This window comes from Kitasatospora albolonga (assembly GCA_002082585.1).
Lineage (GTDB): Bacteria > Actinomycetota > Actinomycetes > Streptomycetales > Streptomycetaceae > Streptomyces > Streptomyces stephensoniae.
Map to the genome: position 1 here is coordinate 7,917,177 of CP020563.1, position 24,817 is coordinate 7,941,993.

27 protein-coding genes are annotated in these 24,817 nt (G+C 72.3%); 24 read left to right on the forward strand and 3 right to left on the reverse strand.

Annotated elements, in window-relative coordinates; translation table 11 throughout:
- Positions 1–106: 106 nt before the first annotated feature.
- The 4 genes from B7C62_34375 to B7C62_34390 all read left to right on the forward strand — a co-directional run bounded on the left by B7C62_34375 (position 107) and on the right by B7C62_34390 (position 3,194).
- Positions 107–1,768, forward strand: coding sequence for an MFS transporter (locus B7C62_34375; GenBank protein ARF76808.1), 1,662 nt, complete (start codon positions 107–109; stop codon positions 1,766–1,768).
- Positions 1,710–2,165 carry a glyoxalase gene (locus B7C62_34380; GenBank protein ID ARF77515.1) on the forward strand — a complete coding sequence of 152 codons (456 nt, stop codon included), beginning with the start codon at positions 1,710–1,712 and terminating at the stop codon, positions 2,163–2,165. The genes B7C62_34375 and B7C62_34380 overlap by 59 nt, the downstream gene beginning before the upstream one ends.
- A 139-nt stretch (positions 2,166–2,304) precedes the next feature.
- Positions 2,305–2,703 carry a hypothetical protein gene (locus B7C62_34385; protein ID ARF76809.1) on the forward strand — a complete coding sequence of 133 codons (399 nt, stop codon included), beginning with the start codon at positions 2,305–2,307 and terminating at the stop codon, positions 2,701–2,703.
- A gap of 287 nt (positions 2,704–2,990) precedes the next feature.
- Entirely contained in the window at positions 2,991–3,194 is a 204-nt protein-coding gene (locus B7C62_34390) for a cold shock domain protein CspD (GenBank protein ID ARF76810.1), read from the forward strand.
- Between the two features lie 74 nt (positions 3,195–3,268).
- Here B7C62_34390 and B7C62_34395 read toward each other — a convergent pair whose 3' ends face one another.
- A complete protein-coding gene (locus tag B7C62_34395) occupies positions 3,269–3,520 on the reverse strand; it encodes a hypothetical protein (GenBank protein ID ARF76811.1) in 252 nt (83 codons plus the stop codon).
- A gap of 186 nt (positions 3,521–3,706) precedes the next feature.
- On the opposite strand from B7C62_34395, the gene B7C62_34400 reads away from it, so the two are divergent.
- The 10 genes from B7C62_34400 to B7C62_34445 all read left to right on the forward strand — a co-directional run bounded on the left by B7C62_34400 (position 3,707) and on the right by B7C62_34445 (position 13,042).
- Complete coding sequence (locus tag B7C62_34400; protein ARF76812.1) at positions 3,707–3,934, forward strand: DUF5133 domain-containing protein; 228 nt, start codon at positions 3,707–3,709, stop codon at positions 3,932–3,934.
- 18 nt (positions 3,935–3,952) lie between these two features.
- Positions 3,953–5,068, forward strand: coding sequence for a carboxylate--amine ligase (locus B7C62_34405; protein ARF76813.1), 1,116 nt, complete (start codon positions 3,953–3,955; stop codon positions 5,066–5,068).
- A 54-nt stretch (positions 5,069–5,122) separates the two neighbouring features.
- Positions 5,123–5,686 carry a protease gene (locus B7C62_34410; GenBank protein ID ARF76814.1) on the forward strand — a complete coding sequence of 188 codons (564 nt, stop codon included), beginning with the start codon at positions 5,123–5,125 and terminating at the stop codon, positions 5,684–5,686.
- A 192-nt stretch (positions 5,687–5,878) separates the two neighbouring features.
- Positions 5,879–6,961, forward strand: coding sequence for a hydrogenase expression protein HypE (locus B7C62_34415; GenBank protein ID ARF76815.1), 1,083 nt, complete (start codon positions 5,879–5,881; stop codon positions 6,959–6,961).
- A gap of 78 nt (positions 6,962–7,039) precedes the next feature.
- Positions 7,040–8,830 carry a hydrogenase gene (locus B7C62_34420; GenBank protein ARF76816.1) on the forward strand — a complete coding sequence of 597 codons (1,791 nt, stop codon included), beginning with the start codon at positions 7,040–7,042 and terminating at the stop codon, positions 8,828–8,830.
- A 41-nt stretch (positions 8,831–8,871) separates the two neighbouring features.
- Entirely contained in the window at positions 8,872–9,780 is a 909-nt protein-coding gene (locus B7C62_34425; GenBank protein ARF76817.1) for a hypothetical protein, read from the forward strand.
- Complete coding sequence (locus B7C62_34430; protein ARF76818.1) at positions 9,777–10,427, forward strand: hypothetical protein; 651 nt, start codon at positions 9,777–9,779, stop codon at positions 10,425–10,427. The genes B7C62_34425 and B7C62_34430 overlap by 4 nt, the downstream gene beginning before the upstream one ends.
- Complete coding sequence (locus tag B7C62_34435) at positions 10,424–11,083, forward strand: hypothetical protein (GenBank protein ARF76819.1); 660 nt, start codon at positions 10,424–10,426, stop codon at positions 11,081–11,083. Before B7C62_34430 ends, B7C62_34435 begins: the two co-directional genes overlap by 4 nt.
- A gap of 1 nt (position 11,084) precedes the next feature.
- Positions 11,085–12,512 carry a hypothetical protein gene (locus B7C62_34440; GenBank protein ID ARF76820.1) on the forward strand — a complete coding sequence of 476 codons (1,428 nt, stop codon included), beginning with the start codon at positions 11,085–11,087 and terminating at the stop codon, positions 12,510–12,512.
- A complete protein-coding gene (locus tag B7C62_34445) occupies positions 12,509–13,042 on the forward strand; it encodes a protease (GenBank protein ID ARF76821.1) in 534 nt (177 codons plus the stop codon). The genes B7C62_34440 and B7C62_34445 overlap by 4 nt, the downstream gene beginning before the upstream one ends.
- Positions 13,043–13,145: 103 nt before the next feature.
- On the opposite strand, the gene B7C62_34450 is transcribed toward B7C62_34445, so the two are convergent.
- Positions 13,146–13,565, reverse strand: a complete 420-nt coding sequence (locus tag B7C62_34450; protein ARF76822.1) for a hypothetical protein — start codon at positions 13,563–13,565, stop codon at positions 13,146–13,148.
- Positions 13,566–13,597: 32 nt separating this feature from the next.
- On the opposite strand from B7C62_34450, the gene B7C62_34455 reads away from it, so the two are divergent.
- The 10 genes from B7C62_34455 (at position 13,598) to B7C62_34500 (ending at position 23,615) form a co-directional block, all read left to right on the forward strand.
- Complete coding sequence (locus B7C62_34455; GenBank protein ID ARF76823.1) at positions 13,598–14,074, forward strand: hydrogenase maturation nickel metallochaperone HypA; 477 nt, start codon at positions 13,598–13,600, stop codon at positions 14,072–14,074.
- On the forward strand, positions 14,058–14,915 hold the full coding sequence (locus B7C62_34460; protein ARF76824.1) for a hydrogenase accessory protein HypB: 858 nt from the start codon (positions 14,058–14,060) through the stop codon (positions 14,913–14,915). The genes B7C62_34455 and B7C62_34460 overlap by 17 nt, the downstream gene beginning before the upstream one ends.
- Positions 14,912–17,272, forward strand: a complete 2,361-nt coding sequence (locus B7C62_34465; protein ID ARF76825.1) for a carbamoyltransferase HypF — start codon at positions 14,912–14,914, stop codon at positions 17,270–17,272. The genes B7C62_34460 and B7C62_34465 overlap by 4 nt, the downstream gene beginning before the upstream one ends.
- 14 nt (positions 17,273–17,286) lie before the next feature.
- Entirely contained in the window at positions 17,287–17,622 is a 336-nt protein-coding gene (locus B7C62_34470) for a hypothetical protein (protein ID ARF76826.1), read from the forward strand.
- Positions 17,619–18,767 (forward strand): hydrogenase formation protein HypD, encoded by a 1,149-nt coding sequence (locus tag B7C62_34475; GenBank protein ARF76827.1) that lies wholly within the window; start codon positions 17,619–17,621, stop codon positions 18,765–18,767. Before B7C62_34470 ends, B7C62_34475 begins: the two co-directional genes overlap by 4 nt.
- Positions 18,760–19,848, forward strand: coding sequence for a hydrogenase expression/formation protein HypE (locus B7C62_34480; protein ID ARF76828.1), 1,089 nt, complete (start codon positions 18,760–18,762; stop codon positions 19,846–19,848). The genes B7C62_34475 and B7C62_34480 overlap by 8 nt, the downstream gene beginning before the upstream one ends.
- A gap of 258 nt (positions 19,849–20,106) precedes the next feature.
- Positions 20,107–20,988 (forward strand): NADPH-dependent ferric siderophore reductase, encoded by an 882-nt coding sequence (locus B7C62_34485; protein ID ARF77516.1) that lies wholly within the window; start codon positions 20,107–20,109, stop codon positions 20,986–20,988.
- Positions 20,989–21,089: 101 nt separating this feature from the next.
- The gene (locus B7C62_34490; protein ARF76829.1) at positions 21,090–22,154 is read left to right on the forward strand and encodes an ABC transporter permease; all 1,065 of its coding nucleotides are present in this window, start codon (positions 21,090–21,092) and stop codon (positions 22,152–22,154) included.
- On the forward strand, positions 22,151–23,302 hold the full coding sequence (locus B7C62_34495; protein ARF76830.1) for a hypothetical protein: 1,152 nt from the start codon (positions 22,151–22,153) through the stop codon (positions 23,300–23,302). The genes B7C62_34490 and B7C62_34495 overlap by 4 nt, the downstream gene beginning before the upstream one ends.
- 94 nt (positions 23,303–23,396) lie before the next feature.
- Positions 23,397–23,615 (forward strand): MbtH family protein, encoded by a 219-nt coding sequence (locus B7C62_34500; GenBank protein ID ARF76831.1) that lies wholly within the window; start codon positions 23,397–23,399, stop codon positions 23,613–23,615.
- A gap of 78 nt (positions 23,616–23,693) precedes the next feature.
- Here B7C62_34500 and B7C62_34505 read toward each other — a convergent pair whose 3' ends face one another.
- Positions 23,694–24,584 (reverse strand): iron ABC transporter substrate-binding protein, encoded by an 891-nt coding sequence (locus B7C62_34505; GenBank protein ID ARF77517.1) that lies wholly within the window; start codon positions 24,582–24,584, stop codon positions 23,694–23,696.
- Between the last annotated feature and the right edge of the window lie 233 nt (positions 24,585–24,817).

The window sequence follows — 24,817 nt, forward strand, 5'->3', positions numbered from 1 at the left end:
TTCCGGCATAACGTCGGTCGGGTGAACGCCCGCGTTCATCCGGCCGACGGAGAGACCGACCGCCCCCGCGGGGGCGGCGCCCCCGGAACGAGAGACGGACCGATCCATGACGGGCTCCCACGCGACACCCGGGAAGACGGCCCGGCCCGATCAGCGGGGCCGGGGCAGCGGACTGGCACTTCTCGTCATCGCCTCGTGCCAGCTGATGGTGGTCCTCGACATCACCATCGTCAACATCGCGCTTCCCCATATGCAGAAGTCCCTGGGCTTCTCCACCGAGAACCTGTCCTGGGTCGTCAACGCCTACACGCTGACCTTCGGCGGACTGCTGCTGCTCGGCGGGCGGCTCGGTGACATCCTCGGCCGCCGCCGCGTCTTCATCTCCGGCGTGCTGCTCTTCGTCCTGGCCTCGCTGCTCGGCGGACTCTCCCAGGAGTCCTGGCAGCTGCTGGCCGCCCGCGCGCTCCAGGGCGTCGGCGGCGCCATCGCCTCGCCGACCGCCCTGTCGCTGATCACCACGACCTTCCGCGAGGGTCCCGAACGGAACAGGGCCTTCGGGGTGTTCGCCGCGGTCTCGGCGGGCGGCAGCGCGATCGGGCTGCTGGCGGGCGGGCTGCTCGTCGAATGGCTCGACTGGCGCTGGGTCCTTTTCGTGAACGTCCCCATCGGCCTGCTCATCGCGTTCGCCACCCCGCGGTACATCCCCGAGTCCGAACGCCACCCCGGCCATTTCGACGTCCTCGGCGCCCTCACCTCCACGGCCGGCATGGTGCTGCTGGTCTACGGCTTCATCCGCGCCTCCGAGGACGGCTGGAGCGACCCGGTCACCCTCGGCTCCTTCGCCGCCGCCGTCGTGCTCCTGGCGGTGTTCATCCTCATCGAACGCCGCTCCCGGCAGCCGATCACCCCGCTGTGGATGTTCCGCGACCGCAACCGCGCCGGAACCTACGCCATGATGCTCAGCCTCGCCGCGGCCATGTTCGGAATGTTCTTCTTCCTGACGCTCTTCGTCCAGAACGTGCTGGACTTCAGCCCGCTGCGGGCCGGACTCGCCTTCCTGCCGGTCAGCGCCATCATCGCGGTCGGCGCGGGCCTGGCCTCCCAGCTGCTCCCCAAGTGGGGCCCCAAACCCTTCATGGTGACGGGCGCGCTGCTGGCCGCCATCGGGCTCGGCTGGCTGACGCTGACCGATGTCCACAGCACCTACCTCGGCTCGATCCTCGGCCCGATGCTCGTCTTCGGCTTCGGCATGGGCATGCAGTTCGTCTCGCTGACCCTGATGGCGGTCTCCGGCGTCGCCCGGCACGAGGCGGGCGCCGCCTCCGGCATCCTCAACGCCACCCAGCAGGTCGGCGGGTCCCTCGGGCTGTCGATCCTGGTGACCATGTTCGGCACGGCCAGCCGCCACGAGGCCACCGACCAGGTGCCCAGGTTCCTGGAACAGGCCACCCCGCCCCAGCTGCTGGAGTTCCGCAGGACCGGCGAGCTGCCCCCGCCCTGGGGCGACGAGGTGCTCACCGCGGGCGTCTCCAGCGCCTTCGTCGTCGCGGCCTGTTTCGCCGTGTTCGCCGCCCTGGTCGCCCTGGTGGTCATCCAGGTGCGCCCCTCCGACCTGGCCCGGCTCCAGGGCGGCCCGCCGCCCGGACCCGCCGACGCCACCGGCACCCCGTCCGACCCACCTTCCGACGAAGTGAAAGGACCGCACCGCCATGGACTGGACGCTCGAAGTGATCGTGCTCCCGGTGACCGACCTGGACCGGGCCCGTGACTTCTACCGCGACAAGCTCGGCTTCCACGTCGACATCGACGGCGAGGTGATGCCCGGGGCCCGCGTCGTCCAGCTCACCCCGCCCGGATCGGGCTGCTCCATCGCCCTGACCGACGGCGTGCCCAACCCGACGGGGGAACCGCAGCCGGGCACGTACCACGGCCTCCAGCTCTGCGTCACCGACATCGACGCCGCCCACGCGGAGCTCGTCGCCCGCGGGGTCGAGGTCTCCGAGCCTCAGCGGTACGCCCCCGAGGACGGCGCCACCTTCATGCACTTCACCGACCCGGACGGCAACGGCTGGGCCGTGCAGGAGTACCGCCGCAGGCTGACCGAACCCCTGCACCAGGTCCTCGCCGACCAGGCCGCGAAGGGGAGCGGGGAGACCGCGGACTGACCCCGCCCGGCCCCGTACCGCTCGCACACCCGCCCACCGCCGTACACACCGCCCGCCGCGGTGGATCGCGCCGCCCCGGTCCACCACAATGCTCCCCGTATCACCGCAGTGATCCATGAACCCGAGGGAGCAGCATCCAATGGCCGGCAACGCAGACATGGTGGCCTTCGTCCGGGCGCGTCTCGCCGATGAGGAACAGGTCGCCCTGGGTGCCGGCGGGGACCGGTGGCGGTGCCCGGCGGATGTCCCCGGCGAGGTCCACGACCGCCGGGGCGGGGTCGCGTTCACGGTGCGCGACCAGGGCTTCGACCACCACATCGCCCTCCAGGACCCCGCCCGCACCCTGGAGCGCATCGAGACGCACCGGGTGCTGCTGGGCGAGTACGTGGAGGTCGCCGAGCTGGACACGGACCGCCCGGCGCAGGACTTCCGCTCAGGCCGGGCGGTGGGCCTCGGCTTCGCCGTACGCCAGCTGGCCGCCGAGTACGCCGGACACCCGGACTACCAGGCGCGGTGGCTGCCCCGGTTCATCCAGTAGCGGCGCCCCGGTGCTGCGGGGCGCGCGGTGTCGCGCGGGGTCGATACGCCCTGAACAGGGCGTAGTCGGTACGGTTCGAGCCACCCGCTGTGAGAGTGATCGTCGACCAAATGGCGTTGCTCTCTGGTGAGGAGTGATCCCGCCGTGTAGCGTCGCCGACAGATGTCGTGGTTCGCAGTACCTGCCCGCGCCTGGCGCGGGCGTTTTGCTGTGCAGTGCCTGAGAACCAGGGCGATCACCTCCGGGTCCGCGCGGTGCGGGTCCGTTTACTGCTGAGAGGTACAGGCATGGCCAGCGGAACCGTCAAGTGGTTCAACTCGGAAAAGGGCTTCGGCTTCATCGCGCAGGACGGCGGCGGCCCCGACGTCTTCGCGCACTACTCCAACATCAACTCCACCGGCTTCCGTGAGCTCCAGGAAGGCCAGGCGGTGACCTTCGACATCACCCAGGGCCAGAAGGGCCCGCAGGCGGAGAACATCACCGCCGCCTGATCCGGGTTGAACGACCCCTCGGCCCCCGGGACGCACCGCGTCCCGGGGGCCGAGGGCGTTCGCGCGCCCGGCGGCTATCCCGGTGACTCGTCCGGGGCCGGGTGCTCGTCGGGGTGCGCGCCTGCGTTGCGCGGCTCGTCCCGGCCGGAGCCCGCCTCGTCCGGGTCGGGCCCGTCGCCGCTCTCGCGGGCGACGCGCTCCGGCACCGGTATGTCGAGAGGGTCCTCGCCCTCCTGGGCCTGCTGGTCCGGCAGATCCGCCCCGACAGGGGGCGGACTGGGGGAAGCCCCGTCGTAGGCGGTGCCTTCCGGCCTGCGGTCGGTCATGGGAACGTCCTTCCGTGGTGCCCCGGAGCGCCCGGGGAGGGATGGTCCGCCCTGCTGGGTACCCCTTGCGGAGGGAACGATTCACACAGGTGTGGCCCGGGCCGGCGTGGGTACCCGGGGCTGTGCCCGAGCACACCAGGCGGGCACAGGACACGCACACGACGAACCGCCCGGAAGGACCCCCGCATGCTGATGGCCCACCCCACCGTGCTGCGCAATCTCGTCGAGCAGTACGAGACCCTGCGTCTGCTGCACGCGGAGAGCGGCTCCACCGAGGCACGGCAGCGCATGGACGACGTCGCCTACACCCTGTGCGTCTCGACCGGCACGGGCGATGTCGACAGCGCCCTGGTCGCCGCCCGGCACCGGCTGCCGGGCGCCCGCCCCGAGGACGACTCCATCCTCTCGGCCTGACCCACAGGCGGCCGAGGGATGATCACCGAAGGGGTGGGCGCAGTGGTACGGACCGTGGGCGTCGAGGAAGAACTGCTGCTGGTCGACCCGGAGAGCGGGGAGGCACGTGCCCTCTCCACCGCCGTGCTGGCCCGCGCCGAGCAGGACGCGGAGGGGGAGTCGGCCTTCGAGCCGGAACTGCACCGCCAGCAGCTGGAGTTCGCCACGCACCCCTGCCGCGACATGGCCGAGATCGCCGACGCGGTGCACCGGTGGCGCGCCGAGGCGAGCCGCCACGCCGCCGACGTGGGCGCCTCGGTGGCGGCCCTGGCGACCTCACCGCTGCCGGTCAGCCCCACGATCGGGGCGGGGGAGCGCTACCGCTGGATGGCCGAGCGCTACGGGCTGACCGCCCAGGAGCAGCTGACCTGCGGATGCCACGTCCATGTGTCGGTCGAGTCCGACGAGGAAGGGGTCGCGGTCCTCGACCGGGTGCGCTGCTGGCTGCCGGTCCTGCTCGCCCTGACCGCCAACTCCCCCTTCTGGCAGGGGCAGGACACCCGGTACGCCAGCTACCGCAGCCGGGTGTGGGGCCGGTGGCCCTCGGCCGGGCCCGTGGAACTCCACGGCTCCGCCGAGCGCTACCACGAGCAGGTCGCGGCCCTCGTCTCCACCGGAGTCCTCAAGGACGAGGGGATGGTCTACTTCGACGCGCGCCTCTCGCGCAGCTACCCCACAGTGGAAGTCAGGATCGCGGACGTCTGCCTGGACCCGGCGGACACCGTCCTGCTGGCCGCACTGACCCGGGCGCTGGTGGAGACGGCCGCGCGGGAGTGGCGGGCCGGGGAACCGCCCCAGGACACCGAGGTGGCCCTGGTGCGGGTGGCGTCCTGGCAGGCGGCCCGCTCCGGCATCGACGACCGGCTCATCCACCCCCGCACCCTGCGGCCCGAGCCCGCCGCCGACGTGCTCCGGGCGCTGCTGGCACATGTGCGGGACGCCCTGGAGGACAGCGGCGACCTCAAGGCGGCGCAGAAGGCGCTGACCGCCCTGGAGCGGCGCGGCAGCGGGGCCCGGGTCCAGCGCGAACTGCTGGAGCGGACCGGCAGCCTCCGCGACACCGTCGCGGAGTGCGTCCGCATCACCGGCGGATGAGCGGAAAGCAGCACCGTACGGACACGACCGCATGAGCGAGGAAAGGAGCGGCACATGGCCACCACCGATCTCGGCGACCGCCGGATTCTGGCGATCGTCACCAACTACGGGGTCGAGCAGGACGAACTCGTCGTCCCCGTGAAGCACCTGCGCGACCACGGGGCACAGGTGAGGGTGGCGGCGGTCTCCGACGAGGAGATCCGCACCCTCGTGGGCGACCGCGACCCCGGTGAGACCGTACGGCCCGACCTCACCCTGGCCGACGTCGACCCCGCCGCGTACGACCTCCTGCTCGTCCCGGGCGGCACGCTCAACGCCGACACCTTGCGCCTCCAGGACGCCACCACCCGGATCGTCAGCTCGTTCGCGGCCTCGGGCAGGCCCGTCGCGGCGATCTGCCACGGCCCGTGGGCGCTGGTCGAGGGAGGCTATGTGCGGGGCAAGACCCTGACCTCGTACGCCTCGCTGAAGACCGACATCACCAACGCGGGCGGCTCCTGGGTCGACAAGCCGGTGGTCCGCGACGACGAGGGCGGCTGGCCGCTGATCACCTCCCGGGACCCCGGCGACCTGGAGGACTTCCTCGGCGAGATCGACGCGGTGCTCACCGGGGCCTGAATCCGTGCCCGACGGCCCCCGCCCGCGTACCGCGGCGGGGGCCGTCGGCGTGTTCCCGTACGGCCGTGTCGGCACGGGTGCGCGGAGGCGATAGGGCCACCGCGCACTTACCGGCCGGGACGCGCGCGCGGTATCCAGGAAGGAGGCTGCCGGCGAACAAGCTCCTGAAGCGGGCCGACCCGAGGAGGGCTCATGGACGCCCCGACCGCCACTACGGCCGACACGGACGTACTGGACACACCTCAGGAAGACCCGACCGTTCACATTCTGTGGATCAACGCGGGGCTGAGCTGCGACGGGGACTCCGTCTCCCTGACCGCCGCCACCCAGCCGAGCATCGAGGAGCTCGCGCTCGGCGCCCTGCCAGGACTGCCCAAGGTCGCCGTCCACTGGCCCCTCATCGACTACGAGTGCGGGCCCGTCGAAGGCGCCGACAACTTCGTGGAATGGTTCTTCAAGGCCGACCGGGGCGAGCTGGAACCCTTCGTCCTGGTGGTCGAGGGCTCCATACCGAACGAGCGCATCAAGCCCGAGGGCTACTGGTGCGGCTTCGGCGACGACCCCGACACCGGCCAGCCGATCACCACCAGCGAATGGCTCGACCGGCTCACCCCCAAGGCCCTCGCGGTCGTCGCGATCGGCACCTGCGCCACCTACGGCGGCATCCACGCGATGGAGGGCAACCCGACCGGGGCGATGGGCGTACCGGACTATCTGGGCTGGGAGTGGAAGTCCAAGGCGGGCATCCCGATCGTCTGCATCCCCGGCTGCCCCGTCCACCCCGACAACGCCTCCGAGACCCTGCTCTACCTGCTCTACCAGGCCGCGGGCGCCGCGCCCATGATCCCGCTGGACGAGGAGCTGCGGCCCACCTGGCTGTTCGGCGCCACCGTCCACGAGGGCTGCGACCGGGCCGGCTACTACGAACAGGGCCAGTTCGCCGACGAGTACGGCTCCCCGCAGTGCCTGGTCAAGCTCGGCTGCTGGGGCCCGGTCGTCAAGTGCAACGTCCCCAAGCGCGGCTGGATCAACGGCGTCGGCGGCTGCCCGAACGTCGGCGGGATCTGCATCGGCTGCACCATGCCGGGCTTCCCCGACAAGTTCATGCCGTTCATGGACGAGCCGCCCGGCGGCCATGTCTCGGCGGCGGCCAGCGGTGTCTACGGCTCCGTCATCCGGCGGCTGCGGCACTTCACGGAGAAGACGGCCGACAAGGAACCGAAGTGGCGGACGAAGACCGAGACCATCAAGACCGGCTACCGGCCGCCCTGGTGACCCGCGCCCCCGGACACCCCGGAGAGCGGTGAAGGCCAGGACGGGCGGCACGACCTATCAGGAAGGCGGCGCGGGACCATGGCGACTGCGACCGGCAAACCCGCCGTCGACGCTGACGGCCTCATGGAGATGTCGTGGGACCCGATCACGCGCATCGTCGGCAGCCTCGGCATCCACACCAAGATCGACTTCGCCGCGAAGCGGGTCGCCGAGTGCTACAGCACCTCGTCGATCTTCCGCGGGTACAGCATCTTCATGAAGGGCAAGGACCCGCGCGACGCCCACTTCATCACCAGCCGTATCTGCGGCATCTGCGGCGACAACCACGCCACCTGTTCCGTCTACGCGCAGAACATGGCGTACGGGGTCGCGCCCCCGCACCTCGGTGAGTGGATCATCAACCTCGGCGAGGCCGCCGAGTACATGTTCGACCACAACATCTTCCAGGAGAACCTGGTCGGCGTGGACTACTGCGAACGCATGGTCCGCGAGACCAACCCCGGCGTCCTCGAACTCGCGACACGCACCGAGGCCCCGCACGCCGCCGACCACGGCTACCGCACCATCGCCGACATCATGCGCTCCCTGAACCCGCTGGAGGGCGAGTTCTACCGCGAGGCGCTCCAGGTCAGCCGCTACACCCGGGAGATGTTCTGCCTGATGGAGGGCCGCCACGTGCACCCCTCCACGCTCTACCCCGGTGGCGTCGGCACGGTGGCGACCATCCAGCTCTTCACCGACTACCTCACCCGCCTCACCCGCTACGTGGAGTTCATGAAGCGGGTCGTCCCGCTCCACGACGACCTCTTCGACTTCTTCTACGAGGCGCTGCCCGGGTACGAGGAGGTCGGCCGCAGGCGCGTCCTGCTCGGCTGCTGGGGCGCCCTCAACGACCCCGCGTACTGCGACTTCACGTACGCCAACATGGCCGACTGGGGCCGCAGGATGTTCGTCACCCCCGGCGTCGTGGTGGACGGCGAGCTCGTCACCAACAGCCTCGTCGACATCAACCTCGGCCTGCGCATCCTGCTCGGCTCCTCGTACTACGAGGACTGGGCGGGCATGGGCAAGTTCGTGGAGCGCGACCCGCTCGGCAACGAGCTGGACGAACGCCACCCCTGGAACCAGCACACCATTCCGGCCCCGCAGAAACGGGACTTCGACGACAAGTACAGCTGGGTCATGTCCCCGCGCTGGTTCGACGGCACCGACCACCTCGCCCTGGACACCGGCGGCGGCCCCATCGCCCGCCTCTGGTCCACGGCCCTGTCCGGACTTGTCGACATCGGCTACATCAAGGCCACCGGCCACAGCGTCGAGATCAACCTCCCGCGCACCATGACCAAGCCGGAAATGGCCCTGGAGTGGAAGATCCCCCAGTGGTCCAACGCCCTCGAACGCAACCGGGCCCGCACCTACTTCCAGGCGTACGCGGCCGCCGCCGCCCTCCACTTCGCCGAACAGGCGATGGAGGAGGTCCGCGCCGGACGCACCCAGACCTGGGAGCAGTTCGACGTCCCCGACGAGTCGATCGGCTGCGGCTTCACCGAGGCCGTACGCGGCGTCCTCTCCCACCACATGGTCATCCGGGACGGGAAGATCGCCAACTACCACCCCTACCCGCCGACCCCCTGGAACGGCAGCGTCCGCGACAGCTACGGCACCCCCGGACCGTACGAGGACGCCGTCCAGAACACCCCCATCTTCGAGGAGAACCCGCCCGAGAACTTCAAGGGCATCGACATCATGCGGGCCGTCCGCAGCTTCGACCCGTGCCTGCCCTGCGGCGTCCACATGTACGTCGGCGGCGGCCGGACCGTCGAGGAGACCCATATGCCGACCGGGCTCAGCGGACTGGCGGGCGGCTGACCCCGCACTGCGGGCGCGCGCACTTCGGAAAGGGGCCCACGATGGCGGGAGCCGACCCCGGAACACGCATCAACGAGCTGCTGGACCGGCTGGGACGCGAGGCCGGACCGCAGGCCCGCGAGACCGCCGACGAACTCGTGCGCAGCGTCGTGGAGTTCTACGGGGAGGGCCTCGCCCGCACCGTACGGCTGCTGCGCTCCGCCCCGGCCGGGGCCGACCCGCTCGCCGTGCTCACCGCCGACGAACTCGTCGGGGACCTGCTGATCCTGCACGACCTGCACCCCGAGGACACCCTGACCCGGGTCGGCCGCGCGCTCGACAAGGTCCGCCCCTACCTCGGCTCGCACGCCGGGGACGTCGAGGTCGCCGGACTCGATCCGGACACCGCCGAAGGGCCCACCCTGCGGCTGAGGCTGCGCGGCAGCTGCGACGGGTGTCCCTCCTCCACCCAGACCGTGCGCTGGACCATCGAGGAGGCCGTCGCCCGCCTCGCCCCGGAGATCGCGCACATCGAGGTCGAAGGGGTCGCCGAGGCCCCCGCCCAGCAGCCGCTGCTCCAGATCCAGCCCCGCCCGCCCGCCGACGCCCCGGGCGCACCGCCGCCCCCGGCCGCCGCGCCCGAACCGCCCCACTGGCACACCCTCGCCGCCCCCGCCCTGCCCGCCCACGACCACGCCACCCGTGTCGCCGACGTCGAGGGCAACGCCCTCCTGCTCGTCCGCCTCCCCGGCAACTTGTACGCCTACCGCGACCGCTGCCCCGGCTGCGGGGCCGACCTGCGCACCGCCCCCCTCGACGGGGAGTTCCTCAGCTGCGCCGGGTGCGGTGCCCGGTTCGACGTACGGCACGCTGGGCGCGGCGAGCGGACGCATCTGGAGCCCCTGCCGCTGCTGGAGGAGGAGGGAGCCGTCCGGGTCGCGCTGCCCGAGCTGCTGGGGGCCGGGCCGTGAGCGCCAACGTGCTGGCCCAGTTCACCCGGCGGCCCCCGCCGCCGGGGGAGCGATGCGAGCTGTGCGGGGAGCCGCTGCCGGGCGAGCACCGGCACCTCGTCGACACCGCCCGGCGCTCCCTCAAGTGCTCCTGCCCGCCCTGCCACCTCCTCTTCACCCGGCCCGGCGCGGGGCAGGGCCGCTTCCGGGCCGTCCCGGACCGCTACCTCACCGACCCCGCCTTCACCCTCGACGGCGAGGGCCGGAACCGGCTCCAGATCCCGGTCGGCCTCGCCTTCTTCTTCCGCAACTCCGCCCTCGGCCGGTTCGCCGCCTTCTACCCGGGCCCCGCCGGAGCCACCGAGAGCGAACTCGACCCCGCCACCTGGGACGCGGTCCTCGGCCGCACCCGCCTTGCCGGACTGCTCCAGGACGACGTGGAGGCGCTGCTGCTGCGCGACGAGCGGGGCCTGCCCGCGAGCTGCACCCTCGTCCCCATCGACGTCTGCTACGAGCTCGTCGGCCGGATGCGGCTCCACTGGAAAGGGTTCGACGGCGGAGCCGAGGCCCGCGCGGACCTCGAGGAGTTCTTCACGCGCGTCGCGGCCCGCTCCCGCCCCCTGCGCGCGGAGGCCGAGGGCGCCGGGACCCCCGGGGGTGCCCCGTGACCGACCTCGACTTCCGCTGCACCGGCGTACGGCCCGAGCCGTTCGGCGCGAGCCCCACGCTCCTGTTCGGCCTGCGCATCGAGGAGCTCGACCACCAGCCCGTGCACGCGCTCGCCCTGCGCTGCCAGATCCGCATCGAGCCCGCCCGGCGCACCTACGACCCGGACGAGGTCGACATGCTGGGCGACCTGTTCGGCGAGCCCAGCCGCTGGAGCAGCACCCTCAAACCGCTCCAGTTCGCCCACGCCTCCCTCACCGTGCCCGCCTTCACCGGCACCACCCACGTCGACCTCCCGGTGCCCTGCACGTACGACACCGAGGTCGCCTCCGCCTCGTACTTCCGGGCCCTCGCACGCGGTGAGATACCGCTGCTGATGCTCTTCTCCGGCACGGTCTTCACCGGCCGGGGCGGTTTCCGCGCCGAACCGGTCCCCTGGCACAAGGAGGCGTCCTGTCTGATGCCCGTGGACGTCTGGCGGGAGCTGATCGAGTCCTACTTCCCGGGCACGGGCTGGCTGCGGCTGCGCAAGGACTGCCTGGAATCCCTGCGCCGCTACCGCTCGGAGCGCGCCCTGCCGTCGTGGGAGCAGGTCTTCGAGGAGCTGCTCGCGTCGGCCGGTGCGAAGCAGGCGGAGGAAGCGAAGGGGGTGGAGTGAGATGGCCCGTCCAGAGCCGCTGCCCCCGCCCGGGAGCGTCGACGAGGCCCTCGGCCAGGTCCGTACGGTCGCCGACCCCGTCCTCTTCGAGGGGTACGTCCTCTACCCGTACCGCGCCTCGTCCGCGAAGAACCGAATGCGCTGGCAGTTCGGCGTGCTCGTGCCGCCCGCCTGCACGGCACAGGGTGGCGAGTACGCGCAGCAGCGCACCGATGTCCTCCTGGAACCCCGCACCGCCGACCGGCTCCACGCCGAACTGCGCTTCCTGCATGTGCGGCGGCGGACCGTGGAGCGCCTCGGCCCCGACGGCACGTACACCGAGGTCCCCGAACTGGAACTGCCCGACCGGGTCCTGGTCCCCTGGGACGAGGGCCACGAGGAGCGCGTCCGGCTCCACGCACCCCTCGCCGAACTCACGGGGGAGCAGGCCCACACCCGTACCGTCACCTTCGACCTGCCGCCCGCCGTCGAGTACGAACCCGTGCGCGACGAGGAGGGCGGGGTCCTGGGGCGGCTCGTACGGCGACGGGCGCGGCTGACCGGCGAGATCCGGCCGTACGCCGAACAACTGCCCGGCCCCTACCGGGTCTCACGCCTCACCGTCACCGTCCACAACACCACCGACGCCCCGCCCGGCGATCGGACGGCGGCCCTCCCGCACAGCATGATCGGCGCCCACCTGCTGCTCGCCGCCGAGGGTGGCCGGTTCCTCTCCATGACGGACCCGCCCGAGTGGGCCCGCCCCGCCGTCGCGGAGCTGCGCAACGACCACACCTGGCCCGTCCTCGCGGGCCCGGCCGGCCGCGAGGACCTCATGCTCTCCTCGCCGATCATCCTGGCGGACCACCCGGCCCTCGCCGAGGAGAGCCCCGGCCCGCTGTACGACGCCACCGAGATCGACGAGATCCTCTCGCTGCGCACCGCCGCCCTCACCGAGCGCGAGAAACGCGAGGCGCGCGGCACCGACGACCGGGCCGCCGGGGTCATCGACCTGGTCGACTCCCTGCCCGGAGCAGTACGCGAGCGGCTGCACGGAGCGATCCGGGGGCTGCGCGAGGTGACGGAGCCCTCCGGCCCGCCGGACCCCGGCCTCACCCTCCCCGACGGCTCCGGGCACCCCTGGTGGGACCCGCAGCAGGACCCCGAGGCGGCCGACGCCCCCTCCACCGTCTCCGTCGACGGCCAGGCCGTCGGCGAGGGCAGCCGGGTCCTCCTCACCCCGGGCGCCCGCCGCACGGACGCCCAGGACACGTTCCTGCGGGGCTGCCGGGCCACCGTCGAGGCCGTGGTCACGGACCTGGACGGGGAACTGCACCTCGCCGTGGTCCTGGACGACGACCCGGGCGGCGACATCCGCCGTCAGCAGGGCCGCTTCCTCTACTTCAAGCCGGACGAGGTGGCGCCGCTGCGGGAGGAGGGGCAGCCATGACCGGTACGGAGAGCCCCGGGCGCACGCTCGTCGCCGGGGTCGGCAACATCTTCCTCCAGGACGACGGCTTCGGGGTGGAGACCGTCCGGCGGCTCGGCCGTCTCGACCCCTCCCGTCTGCCGCCCGGGACCGAGCTGATGGACGCCGGTATCCGCGGGGTGCACCTCGCCTACCGGCTCCTGGAGGGCTACCGCACCCTCGTCCTGGTCGACCTGGTGAGCCGGGGCTCCCCGCCCGGCACGCTGTACACGATCGACGTCGGGCCGCACCCCCCGGACAGCGGACACTGCCCCGGCCCGCTCGACACCCACGCGATGGACCCCGCCACCGTGCTCGGCCTGCTGCACGACCTGCACGCCGGAGCGGGCGGCACCCTCCCCGATGAGGTGTACGTCGTCGGCTGCGAGCCCCGGGACACGGGGGAGGGGATCGGGCTCAGCCCGCCCGTCGCGGAGGCGGTGGGCCCCGCGGTGGACCTGGTGCTCGGCCTGGTGGACCGGCACGCCACCCCCGTACCGCAGAAGAACTGACACCACGACGTTGGAGGCAGAGGATGCACTGGATGTGGATCGGCGTCGCCGCGGGCCTCGCGGCCCTCTACGGAGTCGCCAGGAACCTGCCCGACGCCCGGCGCTATCTGCGCATGCGCCGGATGTAGTCACCGTGCCCGGAGCTGAGCTCCCCGTGCCCGGAGTGGAGCGGGGGCTCGTCCCCGACATCCTCCAGCTGCACATAGCGCTCGAGGAAGAGATGGAGGGTGCTGTGCAGTTCTCCCAGCCGGACGAACCACAGGGCGAGATTCATGGCGCCCTGCGGAGTGATGGCGTACACGCGGCGGGCGGGACCGGAGGCGGAGGTGCACCACCGCGAGGTGACCTCGCCGCACTTCTCCATGGACCGCAACAGCCGGTAGACATGGGCCGATTCGGCCTCCTCCCAGCCGAACGCCCCCAGCCGCCGCACCAGCTCGTAGCCGTGACCCCGGCGCTCGGCCAGGAGCAGGAGCAGGACCGGGGTGAGCAGCGCTCGCCGTTCGACCTCGTGACCAGGCATGGTCCTTTCAGGGTAGCGAGGGGGTGAGGGCCGTGCATGAGCTGTCGATCGCGATGGCCGTCGTCGAGCAGGTCGACGACGCGCTGCGGGAGCGCGGCGCGGAACGGGTCCCGGTCCGGTCGCTGACCCTGCGGGTCGGGGAGCTGTCCGGGGTGGTGCCCGAGGCGCTGGACTTCTCCTTCGGCGTGGCGGCCGAGGGCACTGTGCTGGCGGACGCCCGGCTGCTGATCGAGACTGTTGAGGGAAGGGCCCGCTGCGGGAGCTGCGGCCGGGACACCGCGACCGGGATGCCCCCGGACCTGTGGTGCGGCCCCTGCTCACGGGCGATGAACCTGACCGGCGGGCGCGAACTGGAGATCGCCCGGGTCGTCCTGGACGACGTCCGCCCGGATGACGCCGGGGAACGGCACGGGGACGACGACGCACCGGGCGTGACCGGCGCGCAGGCCGACGCCGCCGCCGACGCCCCCGCCCGGGACAAGGAGGCGAGCCATGTGCCGCACCGTTGACCTGCACCAGGCCGTGCTGGCGAAGAACGACACCAACGCGGTGGAGCTGCGCCGCACCCTGGACGACCGCGGCACCACGGCCGTCAACCTCATGTCCAGCCCCGGCAGCGGCAAGACGGCCCTGCTGGAGGCGCTGCTGTCCCGGGCCGCCGCCGGGGGCACCCCGGCCGCCGCCGTCACCGCCGACCTCGCCACCGAGAACGACGCGACCCGGCTCGCCCGCTCCGGAGCCCCCGTACGGCAGATCCTCACCGACGGGCTCTGCCACCTGGAGGCCGGAATGCTCCGGGGCGAGCTGGAGGGGTGGCTGCCCGAGGAGACCCGGCTGCTGTTCGTCGAGAACGTCGGCAACCTCGTCTGCCCCGCCTCCTACGACCTCGGCGAGACCGTGCGCATCGCGCTCGCCTCGGTGACCGAGGGCGAGGACAAACCGGTGAAGTACCCGGCGGCCTTCGGGCTCGCCCACCTGGTCGTGATCACCAAGACGGACCTCGCGGAAGCGGTGGAGTTCCGGCGCGAGGACTTCCTGAGGGGCGTCCAGCAGGTCAACCCGGGCGTCCCCGTCATCGAGACCTCAGCCAGGACCGGCGAGGGCGTCGACGCGCTCCTCGCCCATGTGCTGCGGGCGGCGGACGGCCGGGAGACACATACGCCGGTGCTCGCCCGGCAGCACGAGAAACACCTGCACCACCACCACGACGACGATCCTGTCGCCGACCACACGCACGCACCCGCCGGAGCCGCCGACCACTCCCACGCACCCGCCGGAGTTCCCGACCACTCCCACGCACCCGCCGGAGTTCCCGACCACTCCCACGCACCCGCCGGAACCCCACGATGACCACGCCGACCCCGCAGGACCGCACCCGCCGCCACCTCACCGTGCGCGGCGCGGTCCAAGGGGTCGGCTTCCGCCCGTTCGTCTACACCCTGGCCGAGGAGTACGGGCTCACCGGCTGGGTCACCAACGACGCCGACGGCGTCCGTACGGAGGTCGAGGGCCCGGCCGCCGCCGTGGACGCCTTCACCGACGCCATCGGCACCCGAGCGCCCCCGCTCGCCGTCGTGGAATCGGTCGAACCGCGCCCGGTGCCCGCCCTCAACGACGGCTCGGGCTTCACCATCCGCCCCTCCGCCTCGGGCACCGGCCGCACCCTGATCCCGCCGGACACCGCGACCTGCGACGCCTGCTTCACCGAGCTCGCGGACCCGGCCGGCCGGCGCCACCGCCACCCGTTCATCACGTGCACCCACTGCGGCCCCCGGTTCACCGTCGTCACCGGCCTCCCCTACGACCGGCCCCGCACCACCATGGCGGGCTTCCCCATGTGCCCGGACTGCGCCCGTGAGTACGCCGACCCCGCCGACCGCCGCTTCCACGCCCAGCCGATCGCCTGCCCGGCCTGCGGCCCCCGCCTCACCCTGTGCCGCCAGGACGGCTCGGAAGCGCTCCACGACGGTGACGCGCTCACGGCGGCGCGGCGGCTGCTGGCGGAGGGCGCGGTCCTCGCGGTGAAGGGGATCGGCGGCTACCACCTGGCCTGCGACGCGGGCGACCCCGCCGCCGTACGCACCCTGCGCAAGCGCAAGAACCGGGGCGGCAAGCCCTTCGCCGTCCTCGCGGACTCCCTGGAGACCGTCCACCGCCTCGCCCACGTGGACGACGCCGAACGCGCGCTCCTCACCGGCCCCCGTAAACCGGTCGTCCTCCTGCGGCGCCGTACACCGTCCGCGGGCGTGGCTCCAGGTGTCGCGCCCGGCAGCCCGGACCTGGGCGTGATGCTCCCGTACACCCCGTTGCACCGCCTGCTCCTCGGCCTGCCCGGCGACCCGCCCGGACCGCCCGTCCTCGTGATGACCAGCGGGAACCGCTCCGGCGAGCCGATCGTCACCGACGACGCGGAGGCCCTGACCCGGCTCGACGGCCTGGCCGACGCCTGGCTCCGGCACGACCGGCCCATCCACGTGCCGTGCGACGACTCGGTGGTCCGGATCTGCGCGGGGGCCGAGCTGCCGGTACGCCGCTCGCGCGGATACGCCCCGCTGCCGCTCGCCCTCCCGCTGCCCGTGGTCCCGGCCCTCGCGGTGGGCGGCGACCTGAAGAACACCTTCTGCGCCGCCGACGACCGCTACGCCTGGCTCTCCGCCCACGTCGGGGACATGGACGACCTCGCCACCCTCACCGCCTTCGCGAAGGCCACCGACCACCTCACCGGTCTCACCACCGTCACCCCGCGCCTCCTCATCGCCGACCGCCACCCCGGCTACCGCTCCACCCAGTGGGCCCGCCGCACCGCCGAGGCCCGCGGCCTTCCCCTGCGCCAGGTCCAGCACCACCACGCCCACGTCGCCTCCACCATGGCCGAGCACGGGCTCGACGGCACCGCCCCCGTCATCGGGATCGCCTTCGACGGCACCGGGTACGGCGACGACGGGGCGGTCTGGGGCGGCGAGGTGCTCATCGCGGACTACGACGGCTTCCAGCGGTTCGCCCACCTCCGCTACGTCCCCCTGCCCGGCGGTGACGCGGCCGTCCGCAACCCGTACCGGATGGCGCTCTCCCATCTGCGCGCCGCCGGAGTGCCGTGGGCCGACGGACTGCCGTGCGCCGCCATCGCCCCGCCCGGCGAACGGAAGCTCCTGGAGAGGCAGTTGGAGTGCGGACTGAACTGCGTCCCCACCTCCAGCATGGGCCGCCTCTTCGACGCGGTCTCCTCGCTCGCGGGCGTCTGCCACCGGGTGGAGTACGAGGCCGAGGCCGCCATGCGCCTGGAGAATGCGGCGCTGGACGACGGGGCCCCCGGCTCCGGCGACGACGGGCGCGAACGCGCGTACGGGTTCATCCTGGGAGCAGAGCCGGGCGGGCCGGAACTCCCCCTGACCGCCGACCCGGCCCCGGTCCTGGCCGCCGCAGCCGAGGACGTCCTCGGCGGGGTCCCGGCCCCGGCCGTGGCCCGCCGCTTCCACCGGGCGGTGACCGGCCTCGTCCGTGACGTGTGCGCGGCGGCCCGGCGGCGCACGGGCATCGCCACCGTGGCCCTGACCGGAGGTGTGTTCTGCAACGCCCTGCTGACGGAGGGCTGTTCGGCCGGCCTGGAGGAGGACGGCTTCACCGTACTGCGACACCGCAAGGTGCCCCCCAACGACGGCGGGCTCGCGCTCGGACAGCTGATGGTCGCCGCCCGGACGAAGGAGTGAGGGAGGAGAGCGCCATGTGTCTGGCCGTACCCGGCCGAGTGCTGGAGATCGAGGAACGCGACGCCACGCGGATGGCCAAGGTCGACTTCGGCGGTGTCGTCAAGGACGTCTGCCTGGAGTACGTCCCCGATATGCAGGTGGGGGACTACGCCATCGTCCACGTCGGATTCGCCCTGCAACGGCTCGACGAGGAGTCGGCGCGCCAGACCCTGGAACTCTTCGAGAACCTCGGCGTCCTGGAGGAGGAGTTCGGCGACCACTGGGGCAGGGCGGCGAAGGACGCGGGCGCCGAACGCCCGGCCGGAACCGAACTCCCCGCCGACCGCAGTGAGAAGGAGGCGCGGTCATGAAGTATCTCGATGAATTCAGCGACCCGGTCCTCGCGGAGCGGCTCTTCGACGACATCCGGGCGCTCACCACCCGGCCCTGGTCCCTGATGGAGGTCTGCGGCGGACAGACGCACTCGATCATCCGCCACGGCATCGACCAGCTGCTCCCCGACGAGATCCGGCTGATCCACGGCCCCGGCTGTCCCGTCTGCGTCACCCCGCTGGAGATCATCGACAAGGCCCTGGAGATCGCCTCCCGCCCCGATGTGATCTTCTGCTCCTTCGGTGACATGCTCCGGGTCCCGGGCAGCGGCCGCGACCTGTTCCAGGTCAAGAGCGAGGGCGCGGACGTCCGGGTGGTCTACTCGCCGCTCGACGCCCTGCGCATCGCCCAGGAGAACCCGGAGAAGCAGGTCGTCTTCTTCGGCATCGGCTTCGAGACCACCGCCCCGCCCAACGCGATGACGGTCTACCAGGCGAAGAAGCTCTCCATCCCCAACTTCAGCCTGCTGGTCTCCCACGTACGGGTGCCTCCGGCGATCGACGCGATCATGAACTCGCCGGACTGCCAGGTACAGGCGTTCCTCGCCGCCGGTCACGTCTGCACGGTCATGGGCACCCGGGAGTACCCGGACCTCGCCGCCCGGCACGAGGTGCCCATCGTGGTCACCGGCTTCGAGCCGCTGGACATCCTCGAAGGCATCCGGCGCGCGGTGCGGCAGCTGGAGACCGGCGAGCACACCGTCGAGAACGCCTATCCGCGCGCGGTCAACGAACAGGGCTCCCCGGCCGCGCAGAAGATGCTGGCCGATGTCTTCGAGGTCACCGACCGCTCCTGGCGCGGTATCGGGATGATCCCGCGGAGCGGCTGGCGGCTGTCGCCGAAGTACCGGGAGTACGACGCCGAGTACCGGTTCTCCGTCACCGGCATCGAGACCGAGGAGTCCACGGTCTGCCGCAGCGGCGAAGTCCTCCAGGGGCTGATCAAGCCGCACGAGTGCGCCGTGTTCGGCAAGGAGTGCACCCCGCGCAACCCGCTGGGCGCCACGATGGTCTCCAGCGAGGGCGCGTGCGCAGCGTACTACCTGTACCGGCGGCTCGAAGCCCCGACGGTGAACGCCCCGGCGGCCAACACCCCGGCCAAGGAGGCGAGTTCCGTTGGCTGACACCGCCCCCGCCTCCGCATCCGCCCCGGCCGCCCCGGACTTCTCCGGCTGGACCTGCCCCGCGCCCCTGCGCGACCACGAGCGCATCGTCATGGGCCACGGGGGCGGCGGAACGCTCTCCGCCGAGCTGGTGGAGCACCTCTTCGCGCCCGCCTTCGGCAGCGACGTCCTCGCCGAGCTGGGTGACTCCGCGCATCTGACGATGGGCGGCGCCCGGCTCGCCTTCTCCACCGACTCCTTCGTCGTCCGGCCGCTGTTCTTCCCCGGCGGGTCCATCGGCGACCTCGCCGTCAACGGGACGGTCAACGACCTCGCCATGGCCGGAGCCGTCCCGGCCTACCTCTCCTGCGGCTTCATCCTGGAGGAGGGCATCGAACTCTCCGTCGTCGGCCGGGTCGCCCAGGCGCTGGGCGACGCCGCCCGTACCGCCGGGGTGACCGTCGCGACCGGCGACACCAAGGTCGTCGACGCCGGTCACGGCGACGGGATCTTCATCAACACCGCCGGGATCGGCCTGGTCCCCGACGGCGTCGACATCCGCCCGCAGCGCGCCGCCCCCGGGGACGCGGTCCTGGTCAGCGGCCAGATCGGGGTCCACGGCGTGGCCATCATGAGCGTGCGCGAGGGGCTGGAGTTCGGTGTCGAGATCCAGAGCGACACCGCATCCCTGGCCGGTCTGGTGGCGGACATGCTCGCGGTCTGCCGGGACCTCCACGTCCTGCGCGACCCCACCCGGGGCGGCCTCGCCACCTCGCTCAACGAGATCGCCGGAGCCGCGGGCGTCGGCATCACGCTCGACGAGCGGTCGCTCCCGGTGCCCGACACCGTCGCCAACGCCTGCTCCTTCCTCGGCCTCGATCCGCTGTACGTCGCCAACGAGGGCAAGCTCGTCGCGTTCGTCCCGCCCGACCACGCGGACGCCGTCCTGGAGGCGATGCGCGCCCACCCGCTCGGCAAGGAGTCGGTGCGGATCGGCACCTGCGTGGCGGACCACCCCGGCATGGTCGTGGCCGCCACCGGCCTCGGCGGCACCCGGGTGGTGGACATGCCGCTCGGCGAGCAACTGCCGCGCATCTGCTGACACCTGCCCCGCCGTACGGTCTCCTCGGCACAGGCCGACCACCGGGCGGTATCGAACAAGGGGCCATGGAAGGTTAGGCTGGCCTAAGTCGATCGGAGCTGCCCCTGGGGCGAGCGCTCCGGGCCGGACGGCCGCCTCCGTGTGCGCCGAAGCCCGTCCCGGGGGCGCACCCGTCACCGGTGGCCGTTCCCGATGGGCGTATCCGCGTCCTGTCGCCCCCGCGACCAGGCCGACCACGCGTACGAAGGGGCAGTGTCCATGACGATCCACCGAGCCGTCGTCGCCCGAGTCCAGCCGCTCACCGCGACCATGACCCGAGTGACGCTGCACGGCGAAGGGCTCGCCGGCTTCGAGTCCACCGGGGTCGGCGACGAATACGTACGTCTCTTCTTTCCGCACGGCCCGGACCGCGGCGACGTCTCGCTGCCCGTCACGACGGAGAAGGGCTGGGAGACCCCCGAGGGCCGTCCCGTCGCCCCCATGCGGACGTACACCGTGCGGGCGGCGCGCCCGGAGGCCGGTGAGATCGACATCGACTTCGTCCTGCACGACCACGGTGTGGCCTCGACCTGGGTGGCCGGGGCGCAGCCCGGGGACGTGATCGGGGTCAACGACCCCACCGGCCTCTACAGCCCCCCGGACGACCTCGCCTGGCAGGTGCTGATCGCCGACCAGACCGGCCTGCCCGCCGTGGCGCGCCTGCTGGAGAACACCCCGGACACGGTCGCCACCCGCGTGGTCGTCGAACTGCCCGGCCCCGAGGCCGTCCAGCCGCTCCCCGGCACCAAGGTCACCTGGACCTACGGCGGCAACGGCCACGGGGCCAGCCGGCTGGCCGAGCTGGTCAAGGCCGCCATCCCGGCCGGCACGGATATGGCCGGCGGCTACGTCTGGGTCGCGGGCGAGACCAACGCGCTGCGTACCGTACGCCGTTACCTCCGCAAGGAGCTGGGGCTGCCCGCCACCCGGTTCAAGGTCGTCGGCTACTGGATACCGGACGCCGACAGCTGGAACGAGCGGTACGAGGCCCTGCCGGACGCCGTGCGCGCCGAGCTGATGGCCCTGTGGGACGCCCCGGCCGACGACGAGGAGGACGTCACCATCCGGTACGAGGCGCGCCTCAGCGACCTCGGGCTGTGACGGGCGTGATGACCGTGCCGCGTCGGGGAAGCGCGGGAGGCCGTGTGCCGGGGGCGTTAGCCGCGCCCGGCCGCCTCCGGACGGGCGGGTGAGAGACCGACGTGCCCGGTACGTCCACCCTCGGCCGCCCTGTCGCGGCGGCCCGTGAACACCAGCGACCCGCCCCCGCCCGTACCGCCCTGCGCGGCGGCGGACTGCTCGTCCTCGCGGCGCTGCTCCTGCTCCTCGTCGCCCTCAGCACCTGGATCGGCACCAAGGACACCTCGCTCGGCCAGGTGTGGTCGGCGCTCTGGAACGACGACGGCTCCTACACCACCGATGTGGTACGGCAGTTGAGGCTGCCGCGCACCCTCGTCGGCCTGATGGCCGGTGCCGCGCTCGGCGTGGCGGGAGCGGTGATGCAGGCCGTCACCCGCAACCCCCTGGCCGACCCCGGGCTCCTCGGCGTCAACGCGGGCGCCTCCGCCGCCGTGGTGTTCGGCATCGGGGTCGTCGGGCTCGCGGGCTTCGGTTCGCTGGTGTGGTTCTCCTTCGCGGGCGCGGCGCTCACGACCGTCGTCGTGTACGTCCTCGGCGCCTCCGGGAGGGCCGGGCCCACCCCCGTACGCCTCGCCCTGGCCGGGGCCGCCGTCAGCGCCAGTCTGAGCGGGGTCATCGCCGGGCTCACCGTCTTCGACTCCGCCACCTACGACTACCTGCGCTTCTGGATGGTCGGCTCCCTCGCCGGACGGGAACCCCAACTCGTCGTGCAGCTCCTGCCGTTCATCGTGGCCGGTCTGGTGATCGCCCTGCTGCTGGCCCGCTCGCTCAACTCCCTCGCCCTGGGGGAGGAGCTGGGCCGGGCGCTCGGGGCGCGGATCGCCCGGACCCGGATCGCCGCCGTGGTCGTGGTGACCCTGCTCTGCGGGGCGTCGACCGCGGCCGCGGGGCCGATCGCCTTCGTGGGCCTGGTCGTTCCCCTGGTGGCACGCTGGCTGACCGGGCCCGATCTGCGCTGGGTGCTGCCGTACTCGATGCTGCTCGCCCCCGTGCTCCTGCTGGTCTCGGACATCATCGGCCGGGTGGCGCTGCCCGGTGACGAACTGGAGGTCGGCGCGGTGACCGCGCTCATCGGGGCGCCGGTCTTCATCGCCATGGTGTGCCGCCGCAAGGGGGCGTCGCTGTGACGGCCACCGAAGTGCGGCCCGCCTGGAAGGCGCCCGGCGGTACGGCGGACGCGGCCCGGCCGGTGCGGCTGTGGGCCGGGCGGGTCAGCTTCCGGATGCACCGGCGGACCGGGGCGGTGAGCGTCGGGGCGCTGCTGCTGGCCGGGGCGCTGCTGCTGGTCGGCCTCTGCCTCGGCGCGTACCCGGTGACGGTGGGCGAGGTGGCCCGCGCCCTGTTCCACGGGACGGGGGACCGGCTCGCCGTCCACTTCGTCAACCAGGAACGGCTTCCGCAGGCGCTGCTGGCGATCCTCGTCGGCTGCGCGCTCGGTGTCAGCGGCGCGATCTTCCAGAGCGTCTCCCGCAACGCCCTGGCCAGCCCCGATGTCATCGGCTTCAACAGCGGTGCGGCGACCGGCGCGATCCTGGTCATCGTGACGTTCGGCGGCGCGGCGGCCTCGGTGGCGGCCGGGGCGATCGCCGGGGGACTGGTCACCGCCCTGGTGGTCTCCGTACTGGCGAGCCGGGGCGGGCTGCACGGCATCCGGCTGGTGCTCATCGGGCTCGGGGTGACCGCCATGCTCGGCTCGGTCAACTCCTATCTGCTCACCCGGTCCTCGCTCAACGACGCCCAGAACGCGCACATCTGGCTGGTCGGCACGCTGAACGGGCGGGGCTGGAGCTCGGTGCAGACCATGGCCGTGGCACTGGCGGTGCTGCTGCCCCTGACGCTGCTGTTCGGCCGACGGCTGCGGATGATGGAGCTGGGCGACGACCTGGCGACCGGACTGGGCGTCCGGGTGAACCGTTCGCGGCTCGCCCTGACCGTCCTGGGCATCGGGCTGTGCGGGGTCGCGGTGGCGAGCGCCGGGCCCATCCCGTTCATCGCGCTGGCCGCACCCCAGATCGCCGTCATGATCACCCGCAGCCCCGGGGCCAGCCTGGTCTCGGCGGGGGCGGTGGGCGCCGGACTGCTGTCGGCCGCGCACCTGGCCTCCGGCCAGTTCTTCACCGTACTGGTCTGGGCCGACCGGCAGATCGGCTGGATTCAGGTGGCCGAGGAATCCCAGCGCAACAACCTGCTTCCCGTCGGCGTCACCACGGCCGTGCTGGGCGGTGTCTATCTGGCGTGGGTCCTGTTCAGACGGCGTGGTACCGGCAGCGCGTGAGCCGCCAAGTTGCTTGGCGGGAAAGGAGGTTCGCGGAAGGACGCGGAAGATACGCTTGCCCGGGCATGTGCTTCATCCAGACCGAGGAGGACCGGTGACCAACCCCTTCGAGGACGAGAACGGCACCTACCTGGTGCTTGTCAACGACGAGGGCCAGCACTCCCTGTGGCCCGCCTTCGCCGAGGTGCCGGGCGGCTGGACCGTGGCCCGCACGGAGGGCAGCCGTCAGGACTGCCTGGACTACGTGGAGCGGAACTGGACGGACCTGCGGCCCAAGAGCCTGCTGGAGAGCGCGGCGGCCGATCCGGCGTGAGCCGCGCCCCGCAGGGGGACGTTCCCGGCTGCCCGCCGGTGCCGCACGGCACCGGCGGGCAGCCCTCGTCCACCGCCGCTACAGCTGCTTGAGCATGGCCTCGATCTCGTCGACCGCGCCGATGGCGAAGGTGTAGTTGGCCATCACGAAGTGCTTCGAGGGGAAGGCGCGCCCGGCCTTGACGGCGGGCACGCCCTTCCACAGTTTGTGGTCCAGCAGCTGCTGGGTCGTGGGCGTCGCCTTCCCGTCGTACTGCACCGAGTAGATCAGCGCGTCGCAGTCCTTGAGGACATCCATCTCCTCGTAGCTCCTGGCCACGAAGCCCGCCTCCTTCTCCGGCAGTCCGGCGCCGATGCGGAGCCCGACATCACGCATCACCGTCACCAGCGGCGTACCGAGGAAGAACTTCCCGTTCGGTCCGCCGCTCAGCGGCGCCCAGGTCGTCGTGCTGATCTGCTTGCTGTAGGCCGTCCGCACCTCCGACAGCCGACGCTCGTACTCCTTTTCCCTCTCCGCGAGCCGGCTCTCCCTGTTGACCGCCTTGGCGACCTTCGCTATCTGCTGGTGCCAGAGCGATCCGCTGGTGTGCCAGTCGAAGTACGCGACGGGGGCGATGGTCTTGAGCGGAGCCGACTTCTCCTTGTAGAACTGATCAATGATCAGATCCGGCTTCAGCGCCGCGATGGCCTGGGAGTTGGGCGTTCCCGAGGCCCCGATGGTATCGACGTCCTTGAGCTGTGCGTACACATCCGGAGGCAGCAGCTGCGCGTTGGCCGCCCCGTCGGGGACCCCGACGGGCACCAGGCCGAGATCGAGGAGCATCAGGGCGTCGTAGTTCTCCAGCACCACCACCCGCTCCGGCTTCTCCGGCACCCGTACGGTCCCGTTGTCCGTGTCCAGGCTGCGCGTGGCCGCGCCGGACGGGGCCGTGGACCCGCCGTCCGGGCCCTCCGAGCCGGACTCGCCCACGCCGCAGGCGCTCAGCCCTAAGGCCGCCGCCGCACCCGTGAGTCCGCCGAGGAACCGCCTGCGCTCCACCTGGCCGGACAGGACGCGTGAACGTGTCATGGTCGCTCCTTGATCGAGAAACAGAGGATCTTCCGAGCGCGCCGGAGCGGTCGGAAGTAAGGTATGCCTAACCTACCGTCTCCGTGCGGGATGCACGGAACCGGCCACCCCAACCAGCAGCGAGGAGCGGGGAC